Genomic DNA, 12,805 nt, shown 5'->3' with positions numbered 1-12,805 from the left:
CGGCGGGCGGAGCTTTTCGGGATGATTGCGATGGTAGCGATACCATTCCGACCTGTCGCTCAGGGATATCACCGACACGCCGCGCGGCTGAGTGATTGACGGACACAAGCGACCGGAATAGCATTGTTCCATTCTGCGATTATCAGTTCTATCTGATAGAACTAAACGGAAACGGACATATGCCTCGCAACAGCGAAACTGTGCGCGCGCCGCAAGGCGTCACGGCCAGTGGAATCGACGTTCTCGACCGTGCGGCGTCGATTCTCTTCGCCTTTCGCCGCGACGACGAACCGCTCACGCTAACCCAGCTGTCCGAGCGCACGGGACTCTACAAGAGCACCCTCTCGCGGCTCGCGCAGGCGCTTTGCCACCACCAGCTTCTGATTCGCCGCGACGACGGCCGCTTCTGGATCGGGTCTGCGGCAGTGCATCTGAGCGCCGTCTACGAAGCCGGCTTCGATCTGCGCGACGTCCTGCTGCCCGCCATGAAGGAACTCAGCGCGGAAACCGGCGAGGCCGTCTCGTTTCACGTGCGCGAGCACGATCACCGCGTGTGCCTCTACCGCATCGCATCGCGTCATTCGATTCGCGCGGAAGTGCAGCAAGGCGACACTCAGCCGCTCGAACGCGGCGCGGGTGGACGGGTGCTGCTCGCGTTTGCAGGCGAACCGGGTGAGCCGTACGAGACGGTCCGCTCGCGCTACGTCTATCTGTCGATGGGCGAACGCGACCGCGAAACGTCGGGCATCTCGGCCCCCGTGTTCCGCGTCGGTCAGGAACTGGTCGGCGCGCTCGGCATTGTCGGACCGTCCGCGCGCATGGGCATGCGGGAAATGGAGCGCTACCGCCCGCGCCTGCTCGAATTCGCGGCGCGCGCGACGAAGGCGCTAGGCGGCGACCAAGAGCCTTTGCTCAAAGCGGCTTCTCTTGACGCGGCATCTGCAAACGCGCGACGTGAGCATCAGTCATTGAACGACGGGCGTCCCGACGCCTTGGGACAGACCGAGGCGAACGAGTAGGCCTAGGTAGTCACGCGAAAAGTCCCGTCATACCGCATTTTATTTCGGAGTACATAAATGATCATCGACATTCACGGTCATTACACGACCGCGCCAAAAGCGCTGGAGGCGTGGCGTAACCGCCAGATCGCCGCACTGGGCAACCCCACCGAGGCGCCCAAGCCGTCCGAGTTGCGGATCAGCGACGACGAGTTGCGCGAGTCGATAGAAACGAATCAGTTGCGCCTCATGCGCGAACGCGGGCTCGACCTCACCGTGTTCAGTCCGCGCGCCAGTTTCATGGCGCATCACATCGGCAGCTTCGACGTGTCGAGCACGTGGGCCGCGATCTGCAACGAACTGTGCTATCGCGTAAGCCAGTTGTTCCCCGAGCATTTCATTCCCGCCGCGATGCTGCCGCAGAGCCGCGGCGTGGACGCGGCTACCTGCATTCCCGAACTCGTGAAGTGCGTCGAACAGTACGGCAATGTCGCGATCAATCTGAATCCCGATCCGTCGGGCGGCCACTGGACGAGCCCGCCGCTCTCCGACCGCTACTGGTATCCGATCTACGAGAAGATGGTCGAATACGACATCCCGGCAATGCTCCACGTGAGCACCAGCTGCAACGCGTGCTTTCACACTACGGGCGCGCACTACCTGAACGCGGACACCACGGCGTTCATGCAGTGCCTGACGTCAGACCTGTTCCGCGATTTCCCGACGTTGCGTTTCGTGATTCCCCACGGCGGCGGCGCAGTGCCGTATCACTGGGGACGCTTTCGCGGCCTCGCGCAGGAAATGAAGAAGCCGCTGCTCGAAGAGCATCTGCTCAAGAATATTTTCTTCGACACCTGCGTGTATCACCAGCCGGGCATCGACCTGCTTACGAACGTGATTCCCGTCGACAACATTCTGTTCGCGAGCGAGATGATCGGCGCGGTGCGCGGCATCGACCCGCAAACGGGCCATTACTTCGACGATACGAAGCGCTACGTAGAGGCAGCGGCCATCAATCCGGAGCAGCGCGACCAGATCTACGAGGGCAACGCACGGCGCGTCTATCCGCGCCTCGATGCCGCACTCAAAGCACAAGGACGTTGAACATGTACGAACTCGGAGTGGTTTATTGCAATATCGCGCGTGCGGACAGCCGTGTCGCGGACGCCCTCGGCGCTCTCGGCAGTGCCACCGTTCACGAAGCCATGGGACGCGTGGGCCTGATGAAGCCGTACATGCGCCCAATCTATGCAGGCGCGCCGGTGAGCGGCACTGCCGTCACTGTGCTTCTGCATCCCGGCGACAACTGGATGATGCACGTTGCGGCCGAGCAGATTCAACCCGGCGACATCGTAGTGGCAGCCGTCACGGCCGACTGCACCGACGGCTATTTCGGCGACCTTCTTGCAACGAGCTTCAAGGCGCGCGGCGCACGGGCGCTGATCATCGATGCGGGTGTGCGCGACGTGAGCGTGCTCACCGAAATGGGCTTTCCGGTGTGGAGCAAGGCGATCTCGGCGAAGGGCACCATCAAGGCGACCCTTGGCTCGGTCAACGTCCCGGTGATCTGCGCGGGCGCGCTCGTCACACCGGGCGACGTGGTCGTTGCGGATCAGGACGGCGTGGTCGTGGTGCCGTCGGCAAAAGCACAAGACACGCTCGATAAAGCCACCGCACGCGAGGCAAACGAAGGGCAGAAGCGTGAAAAGCTTGCCTCGGGCGTGCTCGGCCTCGACATGTATCAGATGCGCGAGCCGTTGAAACAGTTGGGTTTGCGCTACGTCGACTAAGAAGCTGTTGCGAAATTAGTTAAACATTGGCCTGAGTCGCGTCCAGCAAATCAAGGCGCAAGCCAGGGACAGAAAGGCTTCATGGACATGGGCATAACGTTCGTAGCGAATCTTCAGGCGTCGAAACGAGTGAAGCCATGCAATCGAGCGCTCGACTGGCCAACGCGTTTTGCCCAGACCACTGCCATGGGGCGAGCCAATCTTTGCGAGCACCGGCGTGATGCCGCGCTCTCTCAAACGCTGTCGATGTGGTTCCGAGCTGTAGCCCCGGTCGCCCTGAACGATTTGCGGTTTATGCAACGGGCGTCCCCGCTTGCCTCTAATGTGTGGAATGGCATCGACGAGTGCATCAAGCTGGGTGACGTCGTGGCGGTTCGCCCCGCTCAGAATGACCGCGAGCGGGATGCCTTTCGCGTCGACGATGAGGTGGTGTTTGCTGCCGAGCTTGCGCCGGTCCGTGGGATTCGGGCCGGTTTTTTTCCCGCCAGCATCGCGCGAATCGACGAGCTGTCTACAAGCGCTCGTGACAAGTCGATTTCGCCACGGCGACGCAGTTCGGCCAGCAGCGTTTCGTGGATGCGTTGCCAGACTCCTGCTTCTTGCCATGCCACGAGCCGCCGCCAGCAGGCGGTGCCCGAACCGCATCCCATCTCCTGCGGTAGCAGATTCCACGCAATGCCGGAGCGCAGTACGAACACAATGCCCGTCAGCGCGGCACGGTCGGGAGTCGGCTTGCGGCCCGCATACTGGCGATTGCGCGGTGCCCGAGCAGGTAAAAGCGGTTCGATGAGCAACCACAATTCGTCGTCGATGAGTTCTTTAGGCATCGCTTCCTGTTGGACAAAACAAGACAGGAAGTTAACACCAAGTCAGAAAAGTTAACAGGCCCAGAACTTAATTTCGCAACAGCTTCTAAGTATGACGTTGGGCTTTTGCCGGCCCAACGCGGCGCGCGAGCGGTCGATTCCCGCTCACAGGCATTTTCGCCGTTCGTTTCGCACGAGTTGTTTTCCGCGGTCGACGGCGATGACAGCCTGCCTGTGCTGCTCATGTCATTGCTGACCGGCTTCGCGCTCGTGAGATGCGCGAGGCTCTTTCCGGAGCTCCTGTATGCCTCAGTCATTCCCACAATCCACCGGCCACAGGCAGCCTGCGGGAATGGCGGACACTGTTGAAGCCTGCGTAAGCAGTAGCGGTTGACCTGAAGCTGCCCGCTCGTTGCCCCGCCCTCGCCGCTCTTTTTCTACCAGTGTTCGCAGCGCCGGACCGGGCTTTAATCGCTGTCCATAGAGCGAGCCACTCGTCCAGCCCGAGGCTTAGTTGTCGGGATGGCTCGCAACAAAACTGACAAACGCGTTGTACGGCAGATTGAGTGTCACGCCATCTATCATCAGGCCATATGTCGCGTTACCGCTATCGAGCACGTAATACATCACCGACTGGACGTTCTTCGTTTTTCTCGCCTGATAGTAGGTCGCATAGCGCGAGCTGATGTAATCCGCGCGATACGCCTGAGTCTTCTCCGGTCCAGTGTTCCACTCGGTGAGCAGAAACGGCGCACCGTAGCGCGCTTTACAGTACGCGGGCAGATCGAAGCCGGGGCCGGAGCCGTCCGAGCCGATATCGAAGATGTCCCCGTATACCTCGTAGTTGTGCCACGTCGTGAGGTCCCAGCGTACCGTCGGATAACCGCTTGTGCCGTCCGGCTGCGTGCCGTCCCACAACGCGTCGGCCGCGCCGACGTCGGCGACGCAGAAGTTGATTCCACACTTCGCCGAGGCCTGCGCCGATTTCACGCCTTCTATCATGCCCCGCATGACGCCACGCATGATTGGCCAGTTGCCGTTGTTGAAGTCGACGGCCTTCGTCCCCGCATTGGTCGAGTCGAGAATGATCGCGGGATCTCGGGTCAACTCGTTGCCGCACTCGTACATAACCACGCCATACGGCGCCAGCGCGGCAGCGACCGTCGCGCCGCACGAGTGCCCCCGGGCGTACGCCACTGACTCGCTGGCAAAGAGCACGTTGCTCCAGTCCCGCACACCGATGTCGATCAGCACGAACAGCGTCAAGCCTGCTGCCTGGAACGCCTGCGCAAGACTGACCACCGCGCCGAGCTGCGTTGGATCGTCCGTGGCGCCGACGCGATAGGTCGAACATCCCATGTTCGTCATGATGGACACGACTTGCGCGGGCGTGTAACGATAATCGTAATGCCCGTTGATGCCATGGAACGTGCCGCTAGTAGCCGCCACGGAAATGCGCGGATCGGTACAAGGCAGCCATTGCTCAATGTCGTTGCACACATAGAACTGGCCGCCCGTTGCCCTGTACCACAGCTTGCCGCCGTACCACAGCAACAGCGAGACATTGGAGGTCACGCCGACCGCGGCGTTGTTGCGAAGCACGACTCCATTTGCGACGCTCCAGATCGCGCCCACTTTGTCGATGATGTACGACGCGCCGGGGATCGTCGTACCGTCGGCCGAGGTGCCGCCAAGGCGCGGATCGTTGCACGCGAACCAGTTGGAACCGTTCCAGCCGTAGAACTGGCCGCCGGTTCCCTCGTGATAGATGCCGCCGCCGTACCAGAGCAGCAAAGACACGTTGTACGTACTGCCGGCCCGTGCGCCATTCCGGTACACCGATCCGCCGACGAGCGTCCAGACCGCCGCCTGGTTGTCGATGATCGACACGGCAGGCGGGACCAACGTGCCGTCCGCCGATGCAGGCGCACCGTGGTTCGACGCGCCGCCGTTACTGCTCGACCCTGACGACCCGCCCTTCGTGCCCGTCGACGTCGCGCTGGTCTGGGTGCTCGCAGGGCTTCCTGTTGTCGCCGGCGTTCCGTTGCTGCCTGTGCCGGCACCCGCGCCGTTCGAACCGGGCGCCGCGCTGCTGGTCACGCCGGCATTGGCCGTGCCGCCAGCGCTTCCGCCCGAACCGCCGCCGCAGGCGCTCAACATATAACTGCCGCCGACAGCCGTCAGCAAGCCGATAAACTCACGTCGTTTAACCATGACAAGGCAATCCAGCGCCGGGGCGCGCCCAGAAAAAATCCGCGATCAGGGGATGTGGGATGCGTGTCCGGGAGGAGCGCCGATTTCCTTCGACATCCTTATCTATGGCGTTCGCGCCAATAAGAAGAACGCCACGAGAAATGGGGCTCGGTAATTCTTCCCGTCGCCTGCTTCAGGCGATGCAACTCATGTCTGGATGTCGGCAATAAATTGCTGCTTGCGTAGGGTGCGGATGCAAAAAAAACGTTGAGCGCGAAAGCGCATGCCAAGCGGCAGGCATTGGCCGCCTGCCGACACATCCGCCAAAAGCGGCATCGTCAGGCGCAAATTGATGTGATTATTACGGCGTGTCAGCCAACCGCGCTGCTAAGCTGATCTGAGCCAGTTACGTCAGACGATGCGTCGTTAGCCATCAGCAGCTGTTTACCGCCGCAGACGAAATCAGACTGATACCGAGGAGGCATCCATGTCGTTTCGGTTACCACTATCACCACCTGGAAATCCCGCTTGCCGAGTCTGTGGCACATCGCATCGCTCGATCGCCATCGCACTCGCACTCGCACTTGCACTTGCACTTGCGGGAGTCTCTTCGGCTACGGTCGCCCTCGCAGGTGGCGTACTACCGCAAGGTGGTCAATTCGTTAGCGGGCAAGGCTCCATTAACGCAAGCGGCAACAACCTGGTCGTGACCCAGCCCGGCTCCACGCGCGGCGTGATCGACTGGCGTAGCTTTTCAATCGGCAAGGACAATGCCGTCACGTTCCAGAACGGCTCGGGCGCAACGCTCAATCGCGTGACGGGCGGCTCGCTTTCCGTAATCCTTGGAAAGCTCGGCGCGACAGGCGACCTCTATCTGATCAACCCGCAAGGAATCGTCGTTGGACCGTCCGGCGTCGTGAGCACGGGTGGACGCTTCCTCGCGTCGACGCTCAATGTCTGCAACTGCGCGTTCATGAACGGCGGCTCGCTGACGTTCTCCGGCGACTCGAATGCGAGTGTGGTCAATCTGGGCAAAATCAGCTCGACTGGCGGCGACGTATTTCTGATCGCTCGGCAGGTTGTCGTCAACGCGGGTACCGTCGAGGCACCTAACGGGACAGCGGAATTCGGTGTCGGCGCAAAACTGTTGCTGCAGGATTCGTCGAGTAGCAAACAGCTTTTCGTGCAGACCGGCAGCAACGGCACCATCGCGAACGAGGGGCCTTTGCTGGCCGCACAGATCAACCTGCAAGCCGCGGATGGCAACATCTATGCGCTTGCGGGCGGCGGCACACGCACACGCGCAACCGGCACCGCAACGCGCGATGGACACGTCTGGCTCGTCGCCGATACGGGCGGGATCACGCAGGGCGGCACGATCTCCGCCTTCAATGCGAATGGCAGCGGCGGCACTGTCGATACACAGGCACGAGTGCTTTCGTTCGTCCCCGGCGCACGAGTGCTAGCGTCGCAATGGAACGTAACGACTCCCGCTTTTACGATCGACCAGCCGGCTGCCGGAGCACTTCGGCGCAGCCTCGACGCGGGCACATCGGTGAACGTAACGACCACGGGCGCGAACGGTGCATCCGGCGATCTAAGCGTCGCTTCAGGCATCAGTTGGCAGGGCCCCGCCGCCCTATCGCTCGAGGCCTACCACGATGTGTCGATTGCGCCGGGCGTCACCCTCAAGAACTCGGGCTCCGGCAATCTGACGTTGCGCGCGGACGCGTCGGGCATCGACAACACCGGCAGCGTCGTGAACGGCGGCACGCTCGACTGGTCCGCGAGTACGGGCATCGTCAGCGCGCTATACGATATGAACGGCAGTTACAGCCCCGGCACAGTACTTACCAATAGCGCGTGGACGGCCGCGCCATACAGCGGTCTATTGACCCAGGAGACAGCTTATAAACTGATCAATTCGCTGAGCGACCTGCAGCAGATCTCGACGGATCTCGCCGGTAGCTACGCGCTTGGCAAAGACATCGACGCAAGCGCGACCTCGGGCTTCCCTCCACCGTTTCCGTTTACACCGATCGGCGACGGCGCGACGCCGTTCTCGGGTCAGTTCGACGGCATGGGGCATGCAATCAATGGACTCTCACTGTCGAGCACGGTGCTCGTCACACCCGGCTCCATGACCGGCGGTCCCGATCAGCGCGCAGCCGGCCTGTTCGGTGTGATCGGCGCGGCGGGTGTCGTGCGTCATGTAGACGTGAATGGGAAGATCAATAATCAGCAGGACTACGGTTCCTACGGCATGCTGGCCGGATTCAACTATGGACTCGTCACTTACGTACGCACTAATGGATCCGCTTCCGCGTTTGGGGGCTACCGCTACGCCTCCAGCACAGGCGGGCTGATCGGATACAACTACGGCACGATCACGCGCTCTGGCAGCAACGTGGACGTGTCCGCCGAAGGCTCGCTCGGCGGACTGGTCGGAATCAACGTGGGGACGATCCGGCAGTCGTATGCAACGGGCGCAGTGGCGGCGCAGGCGCATACAGGAGGAGGCGGAGGACTGGTCGGCAGCAACTCGGGACTCATCTCGCAGTCATACGCGACAGGACAGGTGTCGTTCCAGCCGAACTATTGCGGCGGCGGAAACGGCGCACAGTGTTCGGACGGCAGTGCCGCGCTGGTTCAAAGAAACGGCGGCACCATCGAGCAGTCGTTCGCCACCGGGAAAGTTGTACAGAACACCAATCCGACGCTCGGCCCGCCCCCGCTAGGCGTCGCAAGCACCAACAACGGCACCATTGCGGGTGACGTGTACTGGGACATTCAAACCACCTTGGCAACACGCGATGTTTATAGTGGCGCGGGCACCTCGGCAGCAAAGGGGTTGACCACGGCACAGATGAGCATGCCGTCGAGCTTCGGTCCCACCTACGACTTCAGCTCCACTGGCGCGTGGGCCATGCCTGCGGGTGCGACGCATCCGGTGTTGCGATGGCAGGTTGCCCAGTAGGTAACCTCTGTCATTTTCGCGACCCACGATTCGCAAGCGGATTCAGCGCAATGACAAATGTCGCTACGCCGAGAATGATGGCCAGCACGCCCCAGCGGAACCAACCCGGTGTTTCATAGATAAGGCCGCGTATCGTGGCGTAAAGACCGCCAAGCCAGACAAATACGCCGAGTAATGCAAACGCTATGCTGGTTTCGGATCGTCTCATCGCGGTTCCGGTTCGTTAGCTTCACGAACGACCTGGCATGCCCGGTGTTCGCGGCGCGTCTTGCTCTACCCTTGCACCCGTCGGGACGTCCCGAGGATAGAACAGGACGACCAGCCGCGCTATTGGACCAAAGGCTCATTGTTCGACTCGACGCCGCCGCTTACTCTAGTGAATCATCAACCGAGGCTGTGGCGGCGCGCGGAGAGATTGCAATGACGAAGCACCAAAGTAAGCAGGACGAGCCAGGTAAGCGTGAGACGTTATCCAACAAGGAATATCTGCGCGAACTCACGCCAATGCAGGTTGAACTGGTAAAGCTGCAGGAATGGGTCGTTCAAACCGGGCAAAAGATCTGTATCGTTTTTGAGGGGCGCGACGGCGCCGGCAAGGGCGGCGCGATTAAGGCAATCACCGAAAGAGTGAGTCCGCGTGTATTCCGTGTGATCGCATTGCCTGCACCCACGGACCGCGAAAAAAGCCAGATGTACGTGCAACGCTACCTGCCTCACCTGCCCGCGGCCGGAGAAATAGTGATCTTTGATCGCAGCTGGTACAACCGTGCAGGCGTTGAGCGCGTAATGGGTTTTTGCACGGAAAATGAAGCCGTGAGCTTTCTCAAAGCGGTGCCGCTGGTGGAACGTGCAATCGTTCAGTCCGGCATTATTCTGCTCAAATACTGGCTCGAAGTCAGTCAAGAAGAACAGACTCGCCGTCTGCAAGATCGCATCACCGACGGGCGTAAAGTCTGGAAACTCTCCGGCATGGATTTGAAGTCTTATAGCCGGTGGTACGACTATTCGCGTGCGCGCGACGCAATGTTCGAAGCCTCCGACACCGATTTCGCCCCATGGTTTGTCGCGGTATCCAATGACAAGCGGCGTGCGCGACTCAATATCATTAGCGATCTGCTACAAAAGATTCCCTATAAGGCGATCGCGCGCGAAAAGGTCACCCTACCGGCCCGGCAAAAGCCGAACGGTTACAAGGAGCCCGACTATCCATTCAAATACGTGGCCGAACGATTCTGACCGCGCCGATTGCGTTGCTCTCTGGCGCAGCGGAGCGCGACGCTGTCACTGGAATTGAACGACCCGCCGGACATGGCGCGCAGATACCTGCGTATCTGCACGCCCTGATGCCTTCGATCCGCTATTTCTTGAGTATTTTCCACGGTCCGCCGGCAGTCTTGCAGACAGTCGGTGTCCAACTTTGTGTCTGACCTTTCGCATTTGCCACGAGCGTCGTGGTACGGCACGTCCGGTCCCCTTTCGTCGACGTGTCGTGCGGCGTGATGGTGCCATTGATCGCAACCGGGTTACCGGTTCCTTCGTTACTCCACGGAACCACCTCGCCGTCTTTCTTTTCCAGCGCCTTTTGCGCGGCGTCGTTGAGTGCCTTGCGATCAGCTTCTCTCATGAAGCTGATCGGCGTGTCTTTCAGGAAGTTCAAATTCGAAGCAACGCTGCCCGCGCTCACGGCAAGCAGCGCAGCCCCAGTCAGGCACCGTAGAAACAGGCGAGCAAGCGAGCGTGTCGGTCGCATCTGGGCAAGTGCGGGGCGCCCGGCCATTGAAGGAGACGGCTCGGAACGCACCGGCTGAAAGAAACAAGCAACCGCAGCCGGAACCGGAGCTGCCGCGATCGCACGAACGCGCGAGTCATCGCTCATCTGTCTGTTCATCTCGTTCTCCTCGTTGCTGCCAAACTGCGTTGAGTGCTTAACATGCGCTGACCTGTTGCGCGGCATTATTGCGGCACGCCAGGATATGCAGCGCCAATCGCCTGTCTCGCTCGAGTGCGCTTTGGCGCCTTTCCCGTCAAGAACCTTGTCCGCTTCGGTCCGGTTTAGTCACGACCGTCGTCACCGCTTGTTCGGTGTCGCGCAGCGCCCCTTTCGAGCCTGCCGCACGGCCGGATTCGAATTCATCGACAACGTCTGCCACCGAATACCGGCGTCCAATCGGACCAACACGTGCCTCCAGATTCTCGGCGCGGAGTATGTCGCGCGCCTCAGCGTGCGCGCCGACTATCCGCAGGCCTATCCCTTCAGCTAGTAGCGCGCCATGCAATGCGGACAGCATGCGCGCTCCTGAAAGATCGACCACGGGCGACGTCGACAGATCGCATATCACGAGCTTGATCGGTTCGGTGACTTCGTGGACTTTTGCCCATACTGTCTGACGCACGTGCTCGATGTTGAAGTACAGCAGCGACGCCGCAACCCGAAACACAAGCACGTGCGCAATAGATTCGTTGTCCGCATGACGCTGGATATCGGAAAAGCGCCGGGTTCCGCGAATGCGGCCAAGAAACGCAACATGCGGGCGTGCGGCCCGCCTGATAATCAACAGCATCGAGACGAGAACGGCGACGATCACGCCCTTCAGAATGCCGAGCATCAGAACTGCCGCAAATGCGACAAACGAGACGGCAAACTCATAGCGACTTACGCGCCAGAGATGACGAATCTCTCTCACGTCGACCAGTCCCTTGACCGCGACCATCACAATTGCCGCGAGAACCACGGTCGGCAAGTTCCTGAGCAGTTCGGTCAGAAACATCAGACACAAGGCGATCGTCAACGATGCAAACACGAGCGCCAATGGTGTTCGTGCACCGGCCTTGTCGTTCACGGAAGACTGAGACAGTCCACCGGCGACCGGATAGCCCTGGAACAGCCCGGCGGCCAGGTTCGCCGCACCGAGGCCCAGTAATTCCTGACGGGCGTCGATCTCGTAACCATTGGCTTGCGCGAGCGCGCGCGCAGCGGAGACGCTCTCGACGTAAGACAGCAGCAAACAGGCAAAAGCAAGCGAGACGATGCCATCGACGTCTCGCACGCGCAGCGTCGGCAGATGGAATTCGGGCAGCCCTCGGGGCAAGGCACCTACAACAGAGAAGCCGTGCGCCGCCAATGAAGTAACGGAAACAATAATGGTCGAGACGACAACGACCGCGAGCGCGACCGGCCTGCCTGGCAGGTACTTTTCGCCCAACACTAGAACGGCGATGCAGACGAGACCGAAAATCAGCACCGTCAGCGAAGTAGTGGGGATCTGTCCGCCGAGAACCATGAGACGTTCGAAAAATGACTCGCCCCCTCCTTTCGTGCCCAAAAGTTTCGGAAGCTGGGTCAACGCGATGGTCAGCGCAGCGCCCGCCTTGAAGCCCACGAGTATTGTTTCGCTGATGAAGTTGACGAGCGAACTCAGACGCAGCAGCCACGCAATGCAGCACATGCCTGCAATCAATAAGGCAGTCAGCGCGGCAATCGAGGCCCACCGGGCGGGATCGCCATCCGCCATGCCTGCAATGGTGAGACCGACCAGCATCGAAATAGCCGACGTCGGGCCGATCGCAAGTTGCCGCGACGATCCGAAAAGCGCGTAGCACGCGCCGCCCACTAGATAGCAATAGATACCGTATTGCGGCGGCAAGCCGGCCAGCGACGCATAAGCCAATGACACAGGAATGCCATACGCGGCTAACGTGACGCCGGCAATCGCGTCCTTCCTTAGCCACTTTCGCTGATAGGAAGCGAGCCATTGTGCAGGCGGAAAGACCGAGCGCCAACCGCTGGGCGCGGCCGCATCCGTCGCCCGGCCAGCGGCGCGCACTTTATTGGTCACGAAAGTTTTCCTCCAGTGCGAGAGCCGGCGAGCAGCACGTCCCAAGCAACTGGGACGGCTGCATTAGCGCCACTGGCAGCGCCCATGACCGTACTCGCACTCAAGCGTAAGCCGCTCCTCAGAGACCTGGAATCGGACTTTGGTCCTAAGCGAATTGCGGGTTCTGCCACCTGACATTGCGGTCACAGCACCGCGTGCAAATGGG

Annotated in this window: 11 protein-coding genes; 6 read left to right on the top strand and 5 right to left on the bottom strand. The window is 60.8% G+C overall.

From position 1 onward, the window contains the following. Nucleotides 1-179: 179 nt before the first annotated feature. The 3 genes from OH764_RS21460 to ligK are packed head-to-tail and all read left to right on the top strand — an operon-like array spanning nt 180 to nt 2,788. The gene (locus OH764_RS21460) at nt 180-1,019 is read left to right on the top strand and encodes an IclR family transcriptional regulator (RefSeq protein ID WP_498850706.1); all 840 of its coding nucleotides are present in this window, start codon (nt 180-182) and stop codon (nt 1,017-1,019) included. Nucleotides 1,020-1,076: 57 nt separating this feature from the next. After that, nucleotides 1,077-2,102, top strand: a complete 1,026-nt coding sequence (locus OH764_RS21455; protein ID WP_498850705.1) for an amidohydrolase family protein — start codon at nt 1,077-1,079, stop codon at nt 2,100-2,102. A 2-nt stretch (nt 2,103-2,104) separates the two neighbouring features. Beyond that, nucleotides 2,105-2,788: a 4-hydroxy-4-methyl-2-oxoglutarate aldolase/4-carboxy-4-hydroxy-2-oxoadipate aldolase gene (ligK, locus tag OH764_RS21450; RefSeq protein ID WP_498850704.1), complete on the top strand. Its 684-nt coding sequence runs from the start codon at nt 2,105-2,107 to the stop codon at nt 2,786-2,788. Nucleotides 2,789-2,803: 15 nt separating this feature from the next. On the opposite strand, the gene OH764_RS21445 is transcribed toward ligK, so the two are convergent. Both OH764_RS21445 and OH764_RS21440 read right to left on the bottom strand, forming a co-directional pair. Then, nucleotides 2,804-3,615 (bottom strand): IS5 family transposase gene (locus OH764_RS21445; protein ID WP_498846769.1). Its coding sequence is split into 2 segments (ribosomal slippage): nt 2,804-3,276 and nt 3,276-3,615, totalling 813 coding nucleotides; the frame shifts between segments, so codons are not numbered across the junction. Between the two features lie 489 nt (nt 3,616-4,104). Next, entirely contained in the window at nt 4,105-5,433 is a 1,329-nt protein-coding gene (locus OH764_RS21440; protein ID WP_498851254.1) for a hypothetical protein, read from the bottom strand. Between the two features lie 40 nt (nt 5,434-5,473). Between OH764_RS21440 and OH764_RS21435 the strand changes: the two genes are divergently transcribed. Together OH764_RS21435 and OH764_RS21430 are read left to right on the top strand one after the other, a co-directional pair. After that, nucleotides 5,474-5,758 (top strand): hypothetical protein, encoded by a 285-nt coding sequence (locus tag OH764_RS21435; protein ID WP_498850703.1) that lies wholly within the window; start codon nt 5,474-5,476, stop codon nt 5,756-5,758. A 516-nt stretch (nt 5,759-6,274) separates the two neighbouring features. Then, nucleotides 6,275-8,764 (top strand): two-partner secretion domain-containing protein, encoded by a 2,490-nt coding sequence (locus OH764_RS21430; RefSeq protein WP_498850702.1) that lies wholly within the window; start codon nt 6,275-6,277, stop codon nt 8,762-8,764. Nucleotides 8,765-8,774: 10 nt separating this feature from the next. On the opposite strand, the gene OH764_RS21425 is transcribed toward OH764_RS21430, so the two are convergent. Further along, complete coding sequence (locus OH764_RS21425) at nt 8,775-8,972, bottom strand: DUF2964 family protein (RefSeq protein ID WP_498850701.1); 198 nt, start codon at nt 8,970-8,972, stop codon at nt 8,775-8,777. A gap of 212 nt (nt 8,973-9,184) precedes the next feature. On the opposite strand from OH764_RS21425, the gene ppk2 reads away from it, so the two are divergent. Next, nucleotides 9,185-10,000: a polyphosphate kinase 2 family protein gene (gene ppk2 / locus OH764_RS21420; RefSeq protein WP_498850700.1), complete on the top strand. Its 816-nt coding sequence runs from the start codon at nt 9,185-9,187 to the stop codon at nt 9,998-10,000. A gap of 121 nt (nt 10,001-10,121) precedes the next feature. Here ppk2 and OH764_RS21415 read toward each other — a convergent pair whose 3' ends face one another. Both OH764_RS21415 and OH764_RS21410 read right to left on the bottom strand, forming a co-directional pair. Next, on the bottom strand, nt 10,122-10,652 hold the full coding sequence (locus tag OH764_RS21415; protein WP_498850699.1) for an RT0821/Lpp0805 family surface protein: 531 nt from the start codon (nt 10,650-10,652) through the stop codon (nt 10,122-10,124). Between the two features lie 136 nt (nt 10,653-10,788). Beyond that, nucleotides 10,789-12,600 carry a SulP family inorganic anion transporter gene (locus OH764_RS21410; protein ID WP_498850698.1) on the bottom strand — a complete coding sequence of 604 codons (1,812 nt, stop codon included), beginning with the start codon at nt 12,598-12,600 and terminating at the stop codon, nt 10,789-10,791. Nucleotides 12,601-12,805 lie beyond the last annotated feature (205 nt).

It is taken from the genome of Burkholderia sp. M6-3 (assembly GCF_050858985.1).
In the GTDB taxonomy this organism is placed as follows: Bacteria; Pseudomonadota; Gammaproteobacteria; order Burkholderiales; family Burkholderiaceae; genus Paraburkholderia; species Paraburkholderia caledonica.
The sequence above is the reverse complement of the archived record's forward strand: the minus strand, read 5'-3'. Positions and strand labels throughout refer to the sequence as shown.